This window comes from Sphingopyxis bauzanensis (assembly GCF_002205675.1).
In the GTDB taxonomy this organism is placed as follows: Bacteria; Pseudomonadota; Alphaproteobacteria; order Sphingomonadales; family Sphingomonadaceae; genus Sphingopyxis; species Sphingopyxis bauzanensis.
Window position 1 is genome coordinate 870,994 of record NZ_NISK01000002.1, and the last position, 19,707, is coordinate 890,700.

At 60.3% G+C, this 19,707-nt stretch carries 9 protein-coding genes, 1 tRNA gene and 1 pseudogene; 5 read left to right on the top strand and 6 right to left on the bottom strand.

Annotated features, from left to right (window positions below; translation table 11 throughout):
• The first annotated feature begins 42 nt into the window (after nt 1–42).
• From CDQ92_RS10655 to CDQ92_RS10685, 5 genes are all read left to right on the top strand, one after another.
• Nucleotides 43–7,257 carry a sacsin N-terminal ATP-binding-like domain-containing protein gene (locus CDQ92_RS10655; RefSeq protein WP_088441317.1) on the top strand — a complete coding sequence of 2,405 codons (7,215 nt, stop codon included), beginning with the start codon at nt 43–45 and terminating at the stop codon, nt 7,255–7,257.
• The gene (locus CDQ92_RS10660; protein WP_088441318.1) at nt 7,250–9,949 is read left to right on the top strand and encodes a DEAD/DEAH box helicase; all 2,700 of its coding nucleotides are present in this window, start codon (nt 7,250–7,252) and stop codon (nt 9,947–9,949) included. Before CDQ92_RS10655 ends, CDQ92_RS10660 begins: the two co-directional genes overlap by 8 nt.
• 318 nt (nt 9,950–10,267) lie before the next feature.
• The gene (locus CDQ92_RS21670; RefSeq protein WP_229667019.1) at nt 10,268–12,547 is read left to right on the top strand and encodes an McrB family protein; all 2,280 of its coding nucleotides are present in this window, start codon (nt 10,268–10,270) and stop codon (nt 12,545–12,547) included.
• A gap of 74 nt (nt 12,548–12,621) precedes the next feature.
• Nucleotides 12,622–15,171 (top strand): hypothetical protein, encoded by a 2,550-nt coding sequence (locus CDQ92_RS10680; protein ID WP_229667018.1) that lies wholly within the window; start codon nt 12,622–12,624, stop codon nt 15,169–15,171.
• A gap of 325 nt (nt 15,172–15,496) precedes the next feature.
• Nucleotides 15,497–15,736 carry a helix-turn-helix domain-containing protein gene (locus CDQ92_RS10685; protein WP_088441323.1) on the top strand — a complete coding sequence of 80 codons (240 nt, stop codon included), beginning with the start codon at nt 15,497–15,499 and terminating at the stop codon, nt 15,734–15,736.
• Here CDQ92_RS10685 and CDQ92_RS10690 read toward each other — a convergent pair.
• From CDQ92_RS10690 to CDQ92_RS10710, 6 genes and pseudogenes are all read right to left on the bottom strand, one after another.
• Nucleotides 15,726–16,079, bottom strand: coding sequence for a DUF2958 domain-containing protein (locus CDQ92_RS10690; RefSeq protein ID WP_088441324.1), 354 nt, complete (start codon nt 16,077–16,079; stop codon nt 15,726–15,728). The two genes, CDQ92_RS10685 and CDQ92_RS10690, sit on opposite strands and share 11 nt — an antisense overlap.
• Nucleotide 16,080: 1 nt before the next feature.
• The gene (locus CDQ92_RS10695) at nt 16,081–17,157 is read right to left on the bottom strand and encodes a PGN_0703 family putative restriction endonuclease (protein ID WP_088441325.1); all 1,077 of its coding nucleotides are present in this window, start codon (nt 17,155–17,157) and stop codon (nt 16,081–16,083) included.
• Between the two features lie 99 nt (nt 17,158–17,256).
• Complete coding sequence (locus CDQ92_RS10700; RefSeq protein ID WP_144035745.1) at nt 17,257–17,526, bottom strand: hypothetical protein; 270 nt, start codon at nt 17,524–17,526, stop codon at nt 17,257–17,259.
• A gap of 257 nt (nt 17,527–17,783) precedes the next feature.
• Nucleotides 17,784–19,310: a site-specific integrase gene (locus tag CDQ92_RS10705; RefSeq protein WP_158213823.1), complete on the bottom strand. Its 1,527-nt coding sequence runs from the start codon at nt 19,308–19,310 to the stop codon at nt 17,784–17,786.
• Between the two features lie 18 nt (nt 19,311–19,328).
• A pseudogene (locus tag CDQ92_RS21970) lies at nt 19,329–19,511 on the bottom strand (DUF6538 domain-containing protein); the annotation flags it as partial.
• A gap of 102 nt (nt 19,512–19,613) precedes the next feature.
• Nucleotides 19,614–19,688: transfer RNA gene (locus tag CDQ92_RS10710), tRNA-Gln, on the bottom strand.
• Between the last annotated feature and the right edge of the window lie 19 nt (nt 19,689–19,707).

The following is a 19,707-nucleotide window of genomic DNA, read 5'->3' on the forward strand; positions in this document are numbered from 1 at the left end:
TCCTGACATTCGACGCTCTTTTAGAAACTTTGAGGAATCCAGATGACGGCTCTCAAAACCACTGCGCAATCGGTTGTGCTGGATATCCAGAGGCTCCTTAGCGAAAGCTATGGATCGGGTTTCACGATATTCAAGGAATTGGTCCAGAACGCCGATGACGTGGGGGCATCCAAATTGCTGCTGGCGGGCCATGAAGGCTACCCAAGCGCAGAAAATGCGTTGTTGCGGGCACCGGGTATCTTCGTCGCCAACGACGGGACAGTAAGCAGCAGCAATTGGGAAGCACTGCAACTGGCGAGCGGAGGCGGAAAGGCGGGGGAAGAACACGCCGTGGGTCGCTTCGGCCTCGGGCAAAAGGCACTTTATCATCTGTGCGACGCCTATGTCGTGTTCGCCCGCCTCGACGGTGCGCCCACGCCGACAACCATGGTTCTCAACCCCTTCGAGAATATCGCGCAGGCAGACGTGGCTTTCGAGTGGAAAGACCTGTCGGCTGCCGACAACGCGCTGCTGACACAATGGGCTGATGCGCGTGACTTCGGACAGGGGCTGGTACTCTATATCCCCCTTCGCACCCCCGCTTTGCGTCCCTGTGCGGGCCACGACTTCAGTTTGACCAAGGCCCAATGGACCCCGAGCGAAGCGCTGCGCGACATCGTCGACAGCGAACAGCTGCATGTTACGCTGAGCTGCCTTAGGCACCTCCAACAAATCGCTATCGAGTGTCCCGGCGAACGACCGTGGAATTTTCTGGCTGGCCCGGGTTTTCGCCGTCTGGCGGGGCCGGGCAAGGCTGCGCAGGCGGTGATGCAGCCCGAAATCGATGGGACTTTCAGCATCGACGGCCAGACAGCGCAAGTCCATGGCTGGCAAACGCACAACCCGAATGGCCGCGCGGCTGCATTGCGCAAGTTAGACGACTGGCCGCTAATCTGGGAGCTGGGCGGCCAGGTCAAGGAAAGCAAGGCCACGCCACATGGTGGCGCGATCGTCTGCCGGCATCCGGCAATCGCCGGCGCCGGCGCCGGCGCGCGTCTGCGGATCTGGCAAGCCGTGTACCTGCCGCTAGGTGATCCTACGAACGTCAGGACCGAGCGTAACAGGGTCCTACTGGCCGAAGCTCCGTTATCGGGCAGCGACCATGTCGAAATCATCGTTCATGGCGATTTCTTCGTTTCGAGCGATCGCGTCGATATTCGCCGTGATATCAGCATCGAGACACGTTGGAACGAAGCCTTGCTTGCCGAAGCGGCCTTGCCCTGCGTTCTCGATGCGATCACTCGGGCTATTGCAGCAATGCCAGCGGACAAGGATCGCGTCGAACTGTTGCGCACGCTCGCACAGACCGCATGGTGGCCCGGAGAGGCGCAGAACATCTGCGGCGACAGGGTGCTGGCCAGAGTCCGCGACAAAGCAAATGCCACGTGGCGTATCACAAGTGCCACCGGCCTGCGGCCGCTGCCTGAAGGTGAAACGACCCGGCCGCGGCGCCTTGCGGCGGCGTGGAGCAAGTTTGACGATTGGTGTCAGTCCAACGACTTTACCCTAGCCTATGGCACCACCCTAGGGTCGGCAGCTCCGACATGGGCCGATCACGAACTGTCGGAACTGATAACGGGTTTCAGCCCGACTGCCTTCAGCGACAAGGATGCGGCGACCACGCTGGCCGATATCCTGGATGAGGCCTCGCCCGGTCCACTGGCACGTGCAGCGCTGGCTGAAGGATTGCGCCAAGCTGTGGCCGCCGAAGCGAAGCTGGCACCATTTGCCCAGATCAAGCGATTGACACGCCACCTGCCGACCGAGCGACTCCTGGTCCTGCAAAGGAGCGTAACCGAACCCGCCCTGCTGGCTAGGCTGGCCGGGTTGGAACACACGCTTTGCGTGCGCGAAGATTGGATGGCCGAAGAGCTGGCGGCAACCGTTCGCCGGCTCAACCGGGACGAAGCGGTCGCAATGCTGGTCTTGCTCGAACCGATTTTGACGCATCCTGGCAGGCAGGCCGATCAGGCGTTGACGGTGATCAACCTGATCATGCTTCGCGGCCCTGGTTTCGCCGAACTGGCGCGCGACCAGGTCGCGCAAGCGCTGAAAGTCATTCCCGTGGTCAGCCTCGATAACGGCGCCACGATCCTCCTTTCCCCAAATAGAATCCATGAGCTGGTGCAGGAAGGTCAGCTGTTCCAGCATGGCCCCAAGATGCATCTTGAAGGATTGGCCTCGGCGATCGCCGAACCGGTGATCTATCAGGCCCGGCAGAACTTCCCTCTTCCTGCAGACATGGCGCTGGCATCGGGCAACAGCGAAAAGGACAAGTGCCGGATAGTGGGCCAGGTCCGTCGTTTCGGCCCAATCGAGGCGCGCATCGCTCTGCTGGAGGACCTGAGAAAACTGCTGGACGCACAAGCGCTGCGCCGCATCGTTTCAGGTGAACCGGACCTGCCCAAGACCGCCGTGCTGGCGCGCATAAAGGGTCTTGATGCGGCCTTGCTGCCGGTTGTCCAGAGGTTGGCCAGCGCTGATGAAAATACACGTCTTCTCGACCCACGCATTGCCGATGTGGTGAACCCCCAGAAGGCTCGCGAGGCCGAGATCGAGGACCGTGACAATACATGGCTGGGCGAGCAATTGGCACGCCGCCACGCGTTCGTCGAACCGTTCAACGATGGACAAGCAATCGCTCTTCTGAAGTCTGGGATCGCCAACGACGTCCTGGTGAAATTGGCACTCCACAAAGCGATGGGTGCGACAGGGTTATATCGTGCGGCGACCTTATTGAGGGGGCGGCTCGATGCGGTGCCGGCGGCAATGCGGTCCCTGGTGCAGATCGTCGACCCCTGGCCCGACCGCGAGGCAGAAGCGGTCCAGCGACAACTGATCGCTGCCTGGGGACCGGAGCGCCAGATCGAACTGGCGCTAGAATCCGCGACGCCGCACACATTCGCCGATGAGATCACGCAAGCTCTGGCTGAGGTGGGCAAACTGGAAGACCACTTGGTCACCCAACTGCGGCAGATGCACTGGCTGCCGGTTGGCAAGGACGGGACTGCGCCCTGCGATGTGCGCGACCTGCTACCCTGCGCCCGCGAATTCTACGCGCAAAAGACCGGAAATCCGGCTCCTGTAGCACGTGGTGATCTCCCCGAAGCCATCGTGCAAGGTCTCGCACGTCACGAAATGCTGGACGACCGCCTCGCCTCGTACAAGACGACCCTGCGCGAAATGGCGGAAATAGGTGTATCCGGTTTGGTCGTTGATCCGCTCCAGCATCAGGACGACCTGCGCAAGCTGGCCCATGCGAAGAGCGTTCTAGGCGACGGAATCTGGATGCTGGTGGCTAGCGCGATGCGTGCTTTTCCCGAGGCGGAGAGCCTGCGGCAGGCGCTCATTGGCATCGATTTCGAACAGCCCGATATCGACGAGATCATCGACCAGCTGAATGCGCTGGCAGCGCTGGCGAATAACGACGGTCAGGTTGGCGATGCCGCGCGCAGACTCTACGTGCCAGCATTCGAGGCGCGCAAAGAGCAGTTGCTGAAGGGCACCGGCTTCTTGGCGCCCGATCTTCTGGCCCCCAGCGAGGCGGGAACGTTTGCCCGCGCGGATCAGCTGGGACTGCAGGCGGCTGGCATTGCATCCACTTCACGCCTGGACCCTGCGCTGAAATTTGACCTGCCTGAAGGTTTCGTCGCCCCGGCGCCGCTGTCGAGAGAACAGGTTCGTAACGTAGATGCAGTTATCGGCGAACTGCTAGAACCCTTCGTGCTGTTTCAGGAATTGTACCCGGCAGTGCTGATGGTCCTGGCAATGCTGGGTCGCAGCCCAGCGATAAAAAAGGTGGCTGCCCGCTTTGCCGGAGTCACCCCATTTGAAAGAATATGTGAAGATCTGGACGAGGCAGCTCAGAAAACTCTGTCTGTCGGCGACAGCATCACCGGCCAGCTCAGCCGAATTACCTTCACCGTTCAGCAAGTCGAGAATGGTCAGGCGCCGGTGCTCTCCGCAGCCGGAACGCTATGTGCAGTGCAAGCCATGGCGGGTTCGGAACTGCTTTACGATTGCATCAAGGTGGGGCGGCACCTCGGGCCGCAGGGAGAAGCCACCGAATGGCGGCTGACAGTTGCGCCGGTGCAACTCGCCGATCTTGAGGAGGCCACACGCTACCTGCGCAATTTTGTCTATCGTCTAGATGCGCCCCTGCGGATGACCATGCAGAACCAGCGCCACGCGTTAGGGCATCTATTCAATGGTTATCTGGCGTCGGACCAAGCTACGCTCGAGGAAGCGATAGCTGATATCCGAGACGGACTAGCCGAGCGGATCAAGAAGCTTACCCGCAGTCCCTATTTGCGCGCAGCGCTCGAACGCTACGACGACGATTCGCGCCGGCGCGGGCAAAATGAGGGCGAACGCCGGGCTACTGCCAAGGAGCAGTTATGGAAGGCAATCCGCGAACCAGGGGCAGCCGACGAGTTGCTGAATGCGGTCCGCGAGAAGATGAACCGCCGAAACTACGATGCGTCGCGCGCACTGTTTGAACTGTTCCAGAACGCCGTCGATGCAGCCCGGCAGGGATCGGGAGAATCGGACGTCCGCGTCGAGGCCCAGCGTGACGAAACCGGCCAGATCTGCAATCTGCGGTTTATCCATTGGGGGCGGCCGATCAACCATCCCGGGCCGAACGCTCCGCTACGGTTTGCGCGCGATCTCGACAACATGTTAGACATGGACTCCTCCGAAAAAGAAGGAATGCACGGTCGACACGGGCTGGGCTTCAAGACTGTCCACATGCTCAGCAACGACGCGCGGGTCGCCAGCGGGCGGCTTCGGTTTCGCATTCTGGGCGGAATGATCCCTGAGCCCTGGGAGGAAGGCCGGGCGCTGCAGCAGATTCACGATCGCAAACTCGCGTTCTCGACGGTGATCGACCTGCCGGTTCCACCCGAACTGGCCGAGGGCGCGGGGATGGCGTGGGATACCTTCAATTTGGTCGCGCCGTTCCTGCCGGTTACCGCACCGGAGATCGGCCAGATCATTCTTTGCGATGGCGGTGACCTATCGTCGGGTGAGACAAAGCCGCAGGATATTGGACCGGGTTTGGCGATGGTCGATTACGGACGCGGGCGGCGCGCACTGAGGCTCGATCTCGACAGTGGTTACCGGATGTTCGTTCAGATCGTCGAAGGCATGCCGGTGGCCTTTCCCAATAGCTGGAGCAGGCTATGGAACCTCGTTCCGATGGACGGCGAAGTGGTGCACGCCGCGTGGCTGCTGAATGGTCCGTTCGAGATGGATCAGGGCCGGCGAAGTCTGCACGGCAAAGCCAATGACAAGGTGGAGGAGTTCCGTAAGCGAGGCGGCCCACTGGGAGATCGCCTGACAACTCTCTATGAAGGATGGGCTGAAGTGGCAGCCGCCGCGGGGCTGCTACCTGAAGGTCGTGACACGTTCTTCGACCGATTGATCGATCTGATGTACCCTGATGTCGCCGCTGACCTTACCGCGGCGCTTCATGTTCTGGAGGGACGGTCGTCCGGCAGGCCAACGAGCGGACGGGGGTTGACCACCCTACTGGCGCAATGCCCAGTGATCCCGTTGGCCTCAGGCGGGCGAGCCTGTGTCGGTGATGTTGACAGCGTTTACGAACATTCACTTTCAGATCCGGTGATTCTGCAACGCGTCTCGACGTGGCTCGGCGAGTTCGGTCTGGGCACAAATGCTGTAGACACCAAGTGGGCAAGCCGACTGACAGAATTAGGTTTCACCCGGCCAGTGTCCTGCGACCTTGGGGTTCTCGCCGAACGGTTATTTCTCACCCCTGACGTATCGCCATCCCAGGCGGCTCTGCTCGGCGGAGTGTTCAACCCCAGTGCCCGCCAAGACTGGCCGGTGGAAGAGCGTAAGCGCGTCGATCGAGCTATCCGTGCCGTCCGCTTGAAATCTGAAGACGGCAAGTTCGTGTCGTCCACGCAGCTACTCTTCCCCCAGGATGCGCGCGAGACACAGGAAGGGCAGGTCGAGCGCCTGCGGGCCGGCTTTGCCCCGACGTCAGGCCGATTGCACGCAGATTACTCTCGCGATGCGGTGGAGTTCGCCCAGCTAGTGCGCGCCTCGGCGGGCTACGTTCCACCTGCGACCATGAAATACTGGCTGGACACTGCCTCTGGCGACGCCCGTCGCGAATTGGCTGCCTTGCAATACCTGGCAAATCGGCCCAACGAAATCGGCAGCATCCCCTGGTTGCAGTCCGCCGAGGCTGCACGCGCACTATCTGCTTTTGCGAAGTTATCGCCCGCTGAACAGCGCGTGCTCATCGCCTGGCTGGGCGACGATGGAGGTAGTGATCTGATCCCGCCGTATGTCCCTTTCTTCGAACCTAACCGGCCCCCCCCCGAGGACATTCTCGCGGGTGTGGTCGAATGGTGGGATGAAAACCGAGAAGACTTGGTGAGCCGCTACGAACAGGCCACTTATGGGGATTTGTGCGATCCCGAACTGATGCGTGAAGATGACGACGAAGCTTGGTTCACCCTGCTTTCGCTCGGGTCATTCCAGACACTGGGAAGGATAAAACCCGAGCATTCGCGCAGGTTCGTCGAGCGCGGTCGGACAGAAAAGTGGTGGAACGAGCTCGCCCATGTCGATGACGACGATCCCGAACTGCAGGGATATGTCGCCCGGTTGATCGCATGGAGCGAACCTGACGCTCCCGAGGATTATCTGATGTGGCGGCGTTGCCTGGGCGACATGTGCATGATCGCTCGCCATCTCGACACATATCGTTCGATCTTCAAGAAATTGCCCGCCATAATACGGCAGGAAGGCGGCAAGGTGGCACTGAGCAGCCTGCTCCGTCCCTCGAGTGACGCTCACGTAGGTCGAATGAACCTAGAAGGCGCACCCATTGCCCGTTCGCTGGGTATGGGCGCCAACTGGATCGTGCGGGAACTGGCGCGGCGGGAAATCTACACCGGCGAGGAGGCCCAGATCGTCCAGCCCTTTGCCTGGAGCACGCGCCTACGCATCCGCAGCTTCGTCGAGGAGATCGGCCTTGGTGCAATTGAATCCGGTATGGACACGGGCCGCAAACTGCATCGCCGGGTGACGGCATCGCTCGACGATCCGATGCCGTTCGGCATTGACGGTGACCTCCCGCTGGAGTTGATCAACACACGGCCTTATCCGCCGGCGCGATCTGAACTCCTGACGCCTATCGTGCCCGACAACGACCTTGAAGGACTTTCAGCCTATGCGTGATGCTTCGTTGACGTTTGCTCCCGAGACGGCCGTTGCACATGCCCAGCATGGGTCCGGGGAGGTTGTGGCGGATAGCGGCGCAACTGTTGTGGTTCGCTTCGGCGCGGCAATCCATGCCGTTCTGAGGAACGAGTTGACCCTGGCGCGTTCGTTGAATCTGGCGCTTCGTGACGGCGCTGTCGATGCCAGCAGCGATGGTTTGCTGCGCGCCAGCGCGCTGGCAATACGTTCGGTCAACGATCAATGGGGGGTATTTTCGCGTTCGCGGGTGCAGCTTTTACCGCACCAGCTTTGGGTCTGCCACAAGGTCAACCGGACCTGGCCATTCCGTTGGTTGGTGGCCGATGATGTCGGGCTCGGCAAGACGATCGAAGCCGGGCTGGTGTTGATGCCACTGATCGCGCGTGCCCAGATCCGGCGGCTGTTGGTGCTCGCTCCGGCCAAGCTTGTTCCGCAATGGCAAAAGCGGATGCGCCAGATGTTCGGTATCCGGCTGCATATGTACGACCGTTCGGTCGATACTCCTGCTGCGGATTTCTGGGACACTGCGCAAATGGTTGTCGCCTCCGTCCATACGCTGCGCCGCGAAGTCGCCGAGGGTCGCGCCGAGGGGAGCCGGTTTCTAAATGCTGACGCGTGGGACGCAGTCGTTGTCGATGAGGCGCATCACCTCAACGCCGACGAAAGAATGGGCGAGACGCTTTCGTTCCAATTGCTGCGAACGATGGAAGACCGTCGTCGAATCGGATCTCTGCTGCTGTTTACTGGAACACCCCATCGGGGCAAGGATTTCGGCTTCTTCTCGCTGCTCAGTTTGCTCGACGAACGTGTATTCGGGCCGGACAAGGACGAGGAAGCACAACTCGCCCGGCTGCCGGAGTTCATGATCCGCAATAACAAGGCGACAGTTACTGATCTCAAAGGCGTGAAACTATTCACGCCGGTGACAGTGGAATCGCGCGAATACAGCTTCAGCGAAGCCGAACGCGCCTTCTACGACACGTTGAGCGCCTTCATCATTGATGGACGGGCTTATGCCTCGACACTGGACGGCCGGGCACAGACGGCGCGAATGCTGCTGCTGATCGCGTTGCAGAAACTGGCTGCCAGCTCGATCGCTGCGATCCGCAGCGCGTTGGTCCGCAGACGCGACAAGTTGGCTGCGGTGGCAGAGCAGGCGCGCGCACCGAAGCAGGCCGCGCAGCAGACCAACGAGGACGAGACGCTGGACGAGCGCGCAGAGGCGGATGAAAACGCCTGGAACAAGGTGCTCGCAGAACTGATGGACGGCGAAGTTGCCCGTATCGACGAGTTGCTCGAACTGGCCGGGCCCATCGTGCGCGAACGGAAGGTCGATCGCCTCGTAAGTTTGATCGACGACGAGTTGCCGCCGAATGAGCCGGTGCTCCTGTTCACCGAATACAAAGCCACGCAGGCGATGGTGGTCGATGCGTTGCACGCGCGCTTCGGACACGGCTGCTGCGCTTTCATAAACGGTGATGATCGCCTTGAAGACGTGGCGCTGGCAAACGATAAGCGCGGTCCGTGCGGGTGGACACGCGATGCCGCTGCACAGGCTTTCAATAACGGCGACGTGCGCTTCCTGGTTTCGACCGAGGCTGCGGGCGAGGGCATCGACTTGCAGGAACGTTGTGCGACCCTGATTCATGTGGATATGCCGTGGAACCCAATGCGCCTTCACCAGCGCGTTGGCCGACTATCGCGTTATGGCCAGACGCGGCCGGTGCAGGTCTACATCCTGCGCAATCCCGATACAGTGGAGGCGCGAATCTGGGACCTGCTCAACGCCAAGCTCGAGCGAATCCAGGCTGCGCTCGATGTTGCCATGGATGAGCGCGAGGACATCAGCCAGCTCGTGGTCGGGATGTCCGGAGCGAGCACGTTTGAGTCACTGTTCGCTGAAGGACAGATGCATGGCCGCAAGGGGCTGGATGACTGGTTCGATCGCAATGCCGCGACGATTGGTGGTGAAGACTTGGTCGATTCAGTTCGAACCATGCTGGGCAGCGTCAGCCGCTTCGATTTTGCTCAGGTGGGACGCAACATCCCCAAGGTCGATCTCGCCGATCTAGAGCGGTTCCTAACCCTATCAATGGAAGCGAATGGGCGTCGGATCATGAAGCGCGATAATGGTCTGGAAGTGCTTGCCCCGGAGGCTTGGGCGCAAACGGACTATGCCATTCAGGATCGCTACAAAGGTCTCGTTTTCGACCGCAATGCCAAATTCGGCGGAAAGGACGCCCCCGTTCGTCTCGTGGGTGTCGGGCACGTGCTGTTTGACCGCGCGTTGCGCGACGGCGAAGAGCGCGAAGCGCATCTTGCCCATTGCTCAAGATTGGAGGCACCTTTGCTGATCGCCAGCATTGCCGACGAGGTGACTGGCCAGGGGCATTCAATCCAGCGCATCGTTGTGGGCGCTTGGCACAGCGCAGATGGGAAAACTCACCTGCTGCGCGATTGGGAACTTCTGCAAAAACTTAACACCCTCGGGCGCAGCGATCTCCCGGAATCGGCCATGGTCGACCGGGAAACTCTAGGCAGCCTGCGCGAGGTCCTGATCCGTGCCATCGAAACCGACGCAGAATCCATAGCAGAATCGATGATCCGCCCAGTAGTTCGCGGCGAAATACTGCTTCTGCCGGAGCCTTTAAGGCTCGAACCGTTCGCGTAGCCATAGCTCAGTCCCGGAACCCACGCGAGTTCCTGCATGAGAGGCTTTCGTACGCTGAAGCGCCCGAAACCCTTCACCAACTCAGCCATTGCGGCCGCCACGAAAATTGTCTGAAAGCGGGCGATCCCGAGCCCAATTGTCGCCGTCAGGAACGATACGACATATCTTCAAACATCGGCACTTGCGTCACCGCATTTCCGCTGCGTAAGGTCAATCAAACAAACGAGATTGATCCTCAAAGCATCATGCCGAAAAATGTGCCACCCGTCCTGACGACGGACACCTCAAGACCACGACGCTGGTGGCACTTCCAGTAGCATGAGAAAGCCTCAGACTGGAAAACCCTATCCGGCCGGTTTAGCCACCGAAGGAGACTATGCGACGCTCAAAGAGGCAATTGAGCGTAGCCCTTCTGACCTTCTCGATGAATTGCGTTTTGTGTGGGACTTGCCTGAAGACAAGCCCATCCGTGTCATCGGTCGCGTATGGCTCAAGGCGCTGGCAGACGGGCGGGAGCTTTGGTTCTTCGACGACATAGAGCATCCTGAGAAGGGCGTTGGCTTGCTCTATCCTACGCTATCAAACCCATCGGGCCACAAGGACGCCGTCGTAGCATCGGCGTTCGTGCCACCAGGCCCCTCGCGCAAGGTCATTGACCCTCAAGTTGCTGCATCCGGCCGCCAGTGGGCGGTGGCGGAACTTGAGCTCTCGCCCGTCGCGGAACGTCAGAAACAGCGGAATCCGTGGCTCATGAATGTCCGCTCAGGGACGCTGCGTCCGCTAAGCGAACTCCCTGTGGATTGGCACGTGGGGGTGACCGGTCCAGAGTCAGCACGTCGAATTTCAGCGCTGGCACGCGGTGAAATCGAAGACTACCTGCGTAAGCTGGTCCTCGACGAGGACAAGGAACTGGCACGCCGTCTGGAAGAAAACGATAAGGAGCTCAACAATCTGGCAGCCGCACGTCGGCAGGCAGAAGCGGACGCCGCGGAGGTCCACGCCGAGGTCGAGGCCGAACTTTCCTCGCACCGCCAGCGCCGCGATGAAGCCGAGCACGGTGTGATCGAGGCGCAATCCCAGCTTCGTGAAGAACAAGAACGCCTCGCTGCCTACCAACGAACCGTGGAACAAGGGAAGCAGACTATGGAAATCGCCTATCGCCGCCTGGAAGAGCTGCTCTCCGCGAAGGGCGACCGGCTTGTCGCACTTGGACTGGCCGATGCCGAGGACGTGGCAGCGCTGTTGCCTCATCTGGGCACCATGGAAGAAGCGCGCGAGGGGACCAGCTTCGCGGACGCGCTCCCCGGCGGCTTCGCCCAGCTGGCGCCGTTGCTGCAGAGTCGGATGGCCGAACAAGGCCTGCTCTATTCGCAGGCCCAGCTTCGGGACTTCCTCGCGCTGTTACGCACCCGTGACTTGGTGGTGCTGGCCGGTGATTCCGGATCGGGTAAGACAAGCCTCGTGCGGGCGGCTGCTAAGGCTATCGGCGGTGCCTGCACGATCATCCCCGTGAAGCCCAACTGGACCGGCCCGGAGGACCTTCTCGGATATTTCAACCCCATCCAGCGAAGTTATCAGGCGACGCCTTTCCTTCTAGCACTGCAGGCTGCCGGGCGTAATCCGCTGGTGCCGCACTTCATCTGCCTTGATGAAATGAACCTGGCACGCGTGGAGCACTACTTTGCCGATTTTCTCAGTCTGCTCGAGAACCGCTCGATCGCTCCCCAGATCCCGCTCTACACCGCTGACGAGGAGCGTCACGTGGTCGTGGAGCAAGGCATCTTCCTCGAAGTCGAGGCGGAGGCACGCCGGCGCTCCGGGCTTGGCGATAGTGCCACGCTCGAAGAAGTGCTGCGCGACGATCGCGCCAATGCCGAGCTGCACCGTCTTGGCGGCTTCGCGGACAATGAATCCGTGCTGCTGCATCATGGACGCCTGCGGCGCTCACTCGCGGCTCAGATGCGCATGCCGACCTCGATCACCCTGCCCGAGAACGTCTGGATATTCGGCGCCGTGAACATGGACGATACCACGCACCAGCTTTCGGCCAAGGTGCTCGACCGCGTGCAGGTAGTGCGGTTCCGCAACCCGATGCTAGCCGACTGGGACGCGATCGAAGCCGAAGTCCAGGGAGCTCACCAAAGCCTGCCTTCGGACTTGGCAGAGTTGCGGATGACCCCTGAGGATTTTGGCGTCCGCAGCGACTATCCGGCCTTCGACCGTCATGATGCAAGCGTGGCATTCCTCTCGCATCTGTCGCGTGAGTATCTCGATCCCCTCGGCGTGGAATTCGGACTGCGCGCTATTCGCCAATCGCAAGGTTACATGATTGCGGCCGAGGCTGCCGGGATCGACACTGACGAGGCGCTGGACAATGTCGTCAAGCATAAGATTCTCCCCAAGATCGCCTTCGACACCGCACGTCCCGCCGGCAACGGTCGTCTTCGCCGCGAACTTATCGATGAGTTGCGAACCGAGCTGACGCAGCGATTCGAAGGAACAAGCCTCGATCTCGAAGCAAGCTGCGTCGGCGATCTTGGACGCATGATCCGGCTGACCGACGGGAACAACGGCATCGTCAACTACTGGCTGCGCTGACCCGTTCGATGGGGGTGTCGGCGCACCATCTCGAGATCGAATGGGATTCGTCCGGAATTGCCCGGCGGATCGAGGTGTCGACCTATCCAATCGAGATCGCGACCGCGAGAGATGGCACGATGCATGCCGAAGTTTCGATCTTCCGGAATTTCGCGCCATGGGTCGGCCTGCAACTCTCCGGTCAACTCGCAAGCGTCGAACCGGCGACTGTCGATGCCCAGGGCGAACGTCATCCCTGGCTTCCGGTGCTTGATAAGCACGGTGCTGTCTGGTGGATTCCCGCTACCAGCTGGAGCAAGCCCAACAGCCGATATCTTTCTGAGATGCACCGATCCTTCGGGACTTTCTCGGTGGAGCTTGGACCATATCGGAGCCTGGTCATCGACGCCGTCGCGAATGAACTCGATCGCGCCCATGCGCAGGAGTATCTCGACGACTTTCGGGACGAGCTGGTCTGGCTCGCGATTGGGAAGCCGACAGGGGCTCTGGGCGAGGTGGGGTCCGACTACAGCCGTGACCTTGTCGATGCACTCGGGGAGTTTGCTCAGGCCGCGGGCCGCGTCCTCGAGCATCCTGCTCAGGAAATCCGGGAAGTCACGGCGCTGGCTCCTCCATCGCGTCTACGTCCGAATGCCGAGACGTTTCGTTCCGTCATGCGCCGTCCTGGCGCACGGCTCTACCCCGGGCGCGCGGCACAGGAGAGCGCTGACGTTCCTGAGAATCGATACCTGCGCGGGCTGGTTCAGCATTGCCGTCGCGTTGCGCAATCGCTTGCGCGCTCGTCATCGCGTCACCATGGGCATCTTGCCGCCCGTTCTGCAAGAGAGAAGGCACGAGCGGCAGATCTGCTCGTCACCGAGCAGATCGAGGTAGATCAGGAGATATTCGACAACCAGCTTGCCGATATCCGGCGACGCATGGATGCGATCGCCAACTGGGCAGTCGGTTCGGTCTTATCTCGATCAAACGAACGCGAGTATCGATTCTCTGTGGGCAAGAAGTATGAAGGAAAAGGTGGAGGCCTTTTCTATCGAAATCTGGATGGCGACAGCCAGAATGGCGGAGGCGAGCGCTTCCAGTTCAGTGTGGCTCAACTCCCCGAAGGCCTTCATGAGCTCGTGAGGGAGGCTCAGAGTATCGACAAAGACCTCACCTTGGCTTTAATGGGCAAGGCGAGTGTCAGTTCCTTTACCACGGCGAAAGGCACGGAGGGGCGCCGAGCGACTTTTACTAAGGTCTCTGCTGTCCGACCTCGATCCCCAGTGCTTGAGCGACGCGTAGCCACCCGCTTGCAATATGAACGCGAAGGCTGGCACAGGGCGATCAGCACCAAGGAACGCCAGGAATATCGCGCGGAGGCAAACACCGCGCTTATCCGGGCAAGCCAGTTCGATGTTCGTGCCCAGGAAGGCGCAATGGCGTCTGCCGCACTTGACGCCATAGGGAGTGCCCTAGGTCGCCAGGAGGCTTCATGGGATCGCCTGCGGGTTTCTGCTAGTTCAACGTTTCCGATGGGCATGCGTTTTGTCCAGAATCCGATCTATGCGGGCGCGCTGGCAGCCTTCCATAAAGTCGTGATCCTGGAGCAAAGCACGGGCATTGGCGGAGATACGCTCGAAAAGCTCGGACGCATCAACATCCTGCATGCCAGCGCGCTCTATGAACGCTGGTGCCTGATCAAGATCGTCGCGGTTCTGATAGAGGATTTCGGCTTTGTCCCACAGCCGGATTGGGTGGAACATGTCGTGACGTTCTCGGCTCAAGCGAGTGAGCCCAGAGACCCGGGTTTCACGATCAAATTCACACGTCAGTATCCCAGTCTGACCGCCCAACTGGATGTTGAACCCGTGTTGGCCAACGGACGGCGTCCGGATTTTCGGCTGCGTTTCAAGGTCGCCGCCTCTGCTTCAGACGTTGAAGCCAATGTTGATTTAACATGGGGCTATCGCCCATCTATCTTAGGGAACCTAGCCGAGCAGCACTCCGGTCTTGTAATGGATGCGAAGTTCCGCACGCGCTGGAAGCAAGGAGGACTTGCCGACATGCTGAGGTTGCTGGTCGACGCCAAGGACTATGGTCAGGACGGAGATCGCGTCTTCATCCTCCACCCTGCCAAGGGAGCAGTTGAGCATAGGACTTCGCCGTTGGTCTGGAGCCGAGATTGTGACTACGGACAGGACCACCCAACGGGTCACGCTCACGGCAGCATCCAGCTTGGTGCGGATCCCGTTTCCGCCGGCGCATCGACCATGAATTTGCGCCGCCTGATCGCACTTGAGCTTCAGGAGGTGTTTCCCAAGCCTGAGTTCGTTCAGATCAATGCGAATGGCGCCGGGCAAAGTGGTCGGGAGGACAAAAAAGCCGAAATCTGCAGGTCCAACGCAAGCTTATGCATCGCCTGCGGCAAGGCTCACGGGAGTATTGATGTCACACAAGGAAAGACCGAACGCGGCAATGCCAAATGGTTCTACCGATGCTCGGACTGTGGCACCGCGTCAATGCGGACGCCCTGCTTTGGATGTGGCACTGAATTACATAAGAATGGGCTGCATATGACGTATCACCTCACGATTGCCGATCATGTAGCTAATGTCGTCTGTCCCGACTGCGGCGCGAACTTCTGATGATGGGACGGTGCGGGAAGTGCCTAGCACCACGCGCGAGATGAAGAGCCGCGAGATGGGAAGCAGCCGTCCATAGACTTTCATCGAAGAGCCCGCGTTTAACAACGAATGGCGATTTTCGTCTGCGATCGGCGGTAAGCCCCCTCGCCACGCATTTCGCGCAAGTCGCTCCAAGGCTTCAAGATGATCGCCCATATACTCCCCCCTCTGCAAAACGCATGTGCCATGTGAAGTTTCGACTATAGCCCGCGGCGGCCAAAATGTCGGCGTTATTGTGTAGTATATTCCGTGGTTGAATACTCATCAATGATGGCATTTCCGTGCCATGAAGGTGCGCGACCTCCTTGCGGCGAATATGCGGCGCTTACGCCAGTCCAACGAGCTGTCGCAGGAAGAGCTGGCGCATCGCGCGGACCTTGATCGAACTTATATCAGCGCTCTCGAACGGTCCGTCTATGCAGCCAGCGTCGATGTGCTGGAAAAGCTCGCTACTGCGCTCAGTGTGACGACTGCCGAGCTTTTGGTTCCGCCGCCGCAAATCTCCTCGTCTCGCTCTAAGCCCTGATCCGGCCCCCCGAGCGAGCGTCGGCGGCAAAGGCCGATAACGGCTTGTCGGGTGTAAAATGCTCGTCGCGTTCGATCCGAAGGCCGCGCGGGCTGCGAAACGCCGCCATTTCGCTGAGCCGGACCCAGCCAAGCTCGGGCATCCCCAGTCCGAGATCGCAAAGGCCGAACGCGAGATCTTCGTCGTCGGGATCGACTTCGGTGAGGAGCCAGGTAGCACTGGCATCGGGCGTGAAAAGCTTGAGCACGGGTTGCGGGTCGATGTGATCGCCGCCCGCGGTCCGGTGACCGTTGGCGAGGAGCTGGGTGAAGGCTGCTTCATCGATGAAGGCGGGGCGGTTCATGTCACGCTGCCTTCGATTTCGGGATCCGGACGGTGGCGGTCTTGGGCTCTTCGCCCTTTTCCGTCGGCCAGACTTCGGCCTTTGCCTTGACAGCGTCGCGGACAACTTCGTCGACCTTGCTCCAGTCAAGATAGCGCTCGTGAAGTGCGGCGGCGTGGTCGTAGGCACCGGCCCAGCCATAGGCGTCAACCAGCTGCTCAAGGTGGACGTTGACGAATGGCACCTGGCCCTCGGTCGGCTTGGTGAGGAAGCAGGCGTAGAGCGCGGCGCTGTTCTGGACGAGGTGATTGAGGCGTGGTGCGACCAGGACGAAATAAGCCTCGGCGTAGTCGCCGCGCATGACGGCGGCCTGTGTGAGCAGGTGCTCACGAAACAGCTGCTGGAACGGATTGACGCGCAGCGCGGCGTGGTCGGGTTCCTTGAAGAGCCCTGAGGAATGGGCGAGGTCAGTGTAGCGCGGGTTGAGTTCCGGCGGCGCGGGTTCGTTGCCCGTCTCGGTATACTTGCATTCGATCCCGATGAAACCGCGCTGGCCGTCGCTGCGCTCGTAGATAAAAGCGACGTCGAAAGCACTGCGGTCGCCGGTCAGGGTCGGGTCCTGGCGTCCGGGACTGTGCTCGAAGAGTATGTCGCAAACGACCTTGAGGTCGATGCCGGGGATGATCGACCGAAGCACGCGGGCGGCGAGGTCGCGGTCCTGGCGTAGCGGGGCGCAGGCGTTGAAAGCCAAGGGCATGGACGAAAGCAGGTTACAGAACAGCCGGTTCTGGTCGATCAGTGCGTTGGGTTCCTGATATGCCGCCTCAAGCCGAGCGACTTCAGCAATCGCGGGTGTGAGGAAGTTGCGGCCCTCGGTGCCAGCGGCGGTCGAGATCAGCGAACCGATGGTGCGTTTCCGACCAAACCTGGGGGTGAAAGTGCCAATCGGCAACTTCTGGCTCTGGCGCCAAAGACTTTGCAGAAGACGCGCGCAGGAACGGAAGCGATTGTCGAATTCCTCGAAGGCGCGGTGTTTCATCAGCACGGCGGTTGGGACGATCGGCAACTGGGTAATCGGCTTGTTATCGACAGGGATCATGAAATTCCTCCTGCGCCAGCCGCTTGGATGCGGGGGCACAGGAAGGATTCACGATTGGGGGAGCGAAATTAGCAGGACCGGCCTGCGCCAGCGGCAGGATCAGCCGAACGACAATAGCGCCGCGTGCTGGGCGATCCATTTCTCCAGCGCCTGCAGACCGCGCTCGGGTCGTGCCTGCTGCTCGCCATCAATGTACAAAGTTCCTTTTGTAGGAAAATAGCTTGTCTGCCCGTCCAGCTTGAGCTGGTGGTCGCTGTTGGCCGGGCGGCGGACGTCAATGCCCTTCTCGATGAGCAGGTCGATGGCCTCGCGCATCGCTGGCGTGTCATTTGGGCGGGCCTCAGCCTTGGGCATTTTTTGGAACCTCATCCGTCATACTCCTTCTCTCAATGGATTTCACCGGAACGCAAAGGCAGAGAGAAAGCGTGTCTGTTTCACAGACAGACACAAAGTATTTCAGATAGTTAGATAGAAAGGTTATAAGGGGAAGGGGTAAGGAATATAGCTGCGCGCGCGCATCACTACAGGGCCGATCAGGGCGTCATTCCCTGAGCGATGTGCCGATCTTTTCAATAATTAGGTCCGCCTTCATTTCCGATGAATTGGTGCGCCGAGCCGGGGCGCCATCATGCGGGCACATAAAGGCGTGAAAGGTCGACGCCGATTTCGATGGTATCGATTGCCTCCTTCAGGTTCGACACCGTCAGGCCCTTGTCATAGCGAGCTGTCTCCCCAGCCGTCGCGTGCCCGGTTACCGCGTCAATGACGGAATGCTGTACGCTGGCCCGCGACATGAAGGTGGTGGCGCTATGGCGGAAAGAATGGAAATCCCGCCCGGGCACAAATAGGCCGGTTTCCCGGCGGTATCGGCTGAACCACTTCGAATAATTGTGTCCGAGGCGGTCGTCCGCTCCGCCAGGCTGCAAATTGGCAAAGAGCAGGTCCTTGCCGACTTTCCGTTGCTCATCAGCATAGGTGAGGAAGCCGAGCCGGATGAGTTCGGCATGGACGGGCACCTGGCGAATCGCGTTGGCGTTCTTGAGTTGCTGACCCGTGCGCATGTTCAAATCAAAGATCCAGATGCTTTCTACCTGGCGAACGTCCGTCAGGCGCAGCTGGCAAATCTCTTCCTGGCGCATGCCAGAGAAGACGGCGATCAGGGGAAGCCAGAACTTCTCATCGCGCAGGATGACTGAGCCGGGCTTCGATCGGCGATTGGCGGATTGACAGCCCGTCCAGACCGGCGAGGAAAACAGCGCTTCAAGCTCGTCCTTTTCCCACATCTGGCGTTGGTCGCGCGCCCGTTTGCTGGCGGCGAACTTCCAGTCAGCGAAGATGTTGGTATCGGCCCGCCCATGTTCGATGACGGACGCCCAGAGCGAGGCGAGTGCAGCGAAGTGCCGCTGCACAGTGCGCGGAGACAGGCGCTGGACGTCAAGTGACTTGGATCGCTCAACCACCTGCTCGGCTTTGACCCCGCGATATTCGGCGGCTTTACCGTAGTTGGCAGGAAGATCCTCCAGTAGCTCCTTGAAGCGAGCGGCATCGCGGCGTGTGAAGTTTGCGAGCGGCCGGTCGCCGAAATATTCGGCAAACAGGGCATAGGTTTTGCGCGCCTGCAGGCCGGTCTGCTGCTCCCAGACCTTTCGGCGCAACTGTGCTTCCCGAAAGGTTTCCGCTTCCTCGCTGAACGGCGGGCCTGCTGGAGCGGGAGGAACTATCGGCAAGGGATCAGAGGGCTGCACGGATGCCTGAGGCGGTTCTACTGGGCCCTGCAAGACAGCCACGAGCAACTTGTCTTTGGGTTCGTAGCTGAAATCACCCTCGGCCCGCGCCTTCAGCGCTTCGGCCACTTCGATTCCGGCACGAAGCATAGCATGTGACACGCGGCGAGCATCCATCTTTTCGACCTGCACGTCTTGACCAAAGCGCCGGGCAAGCATGGTGCTGGTGATCGATCGCACCGATCCGAAGGCGCTGTTGGCAAGATCAATCCGGGAGCGCTCCGCTAGTTGGCGATAATGTTCGATGTAGTGGGTGCGCCGTTCCTCGGGGATTGGATCGTCACGCATCAACCGGACAGTCTCATCCTGCGCCAGGATTGAGCTGTAAAAGTCCTTTACCAGCGCGGCGATATCCTCGTCGCTCAACATGGGTGCGGTTCTGACGGCATCGAACAACTCCTCGGAGCAGACATAGAGGCACCGCGACAAGCGGCGGGCGAGGACCACGTCGGCGGTTCGCAGGCTGCATGTAAGCTCAGACCGGTTGAATAGTCGTTGAAGGGCGACTGGCACCGCGCGCCGAAAGTAGAAAATACCCCCGCGCCGTATCGTATTCGGAATCGATCCCATGCCCACATAGCCCCGGCTCTGTAGCAGGGTTCTGTAGCAAAACCCCACCTAGCTTCGGGCGCCGAGAAAAAAGCGTTAAGTGGCAGTAACTTAAGCACCGGCTGGCTGGGGCGGCAGGATTCGAACCTGCGAATGGCGGCATCAAAAGCCGCTGCCTTACCACTTGGCGACGCCCCAACGGGCCGGTGCGAGGGCG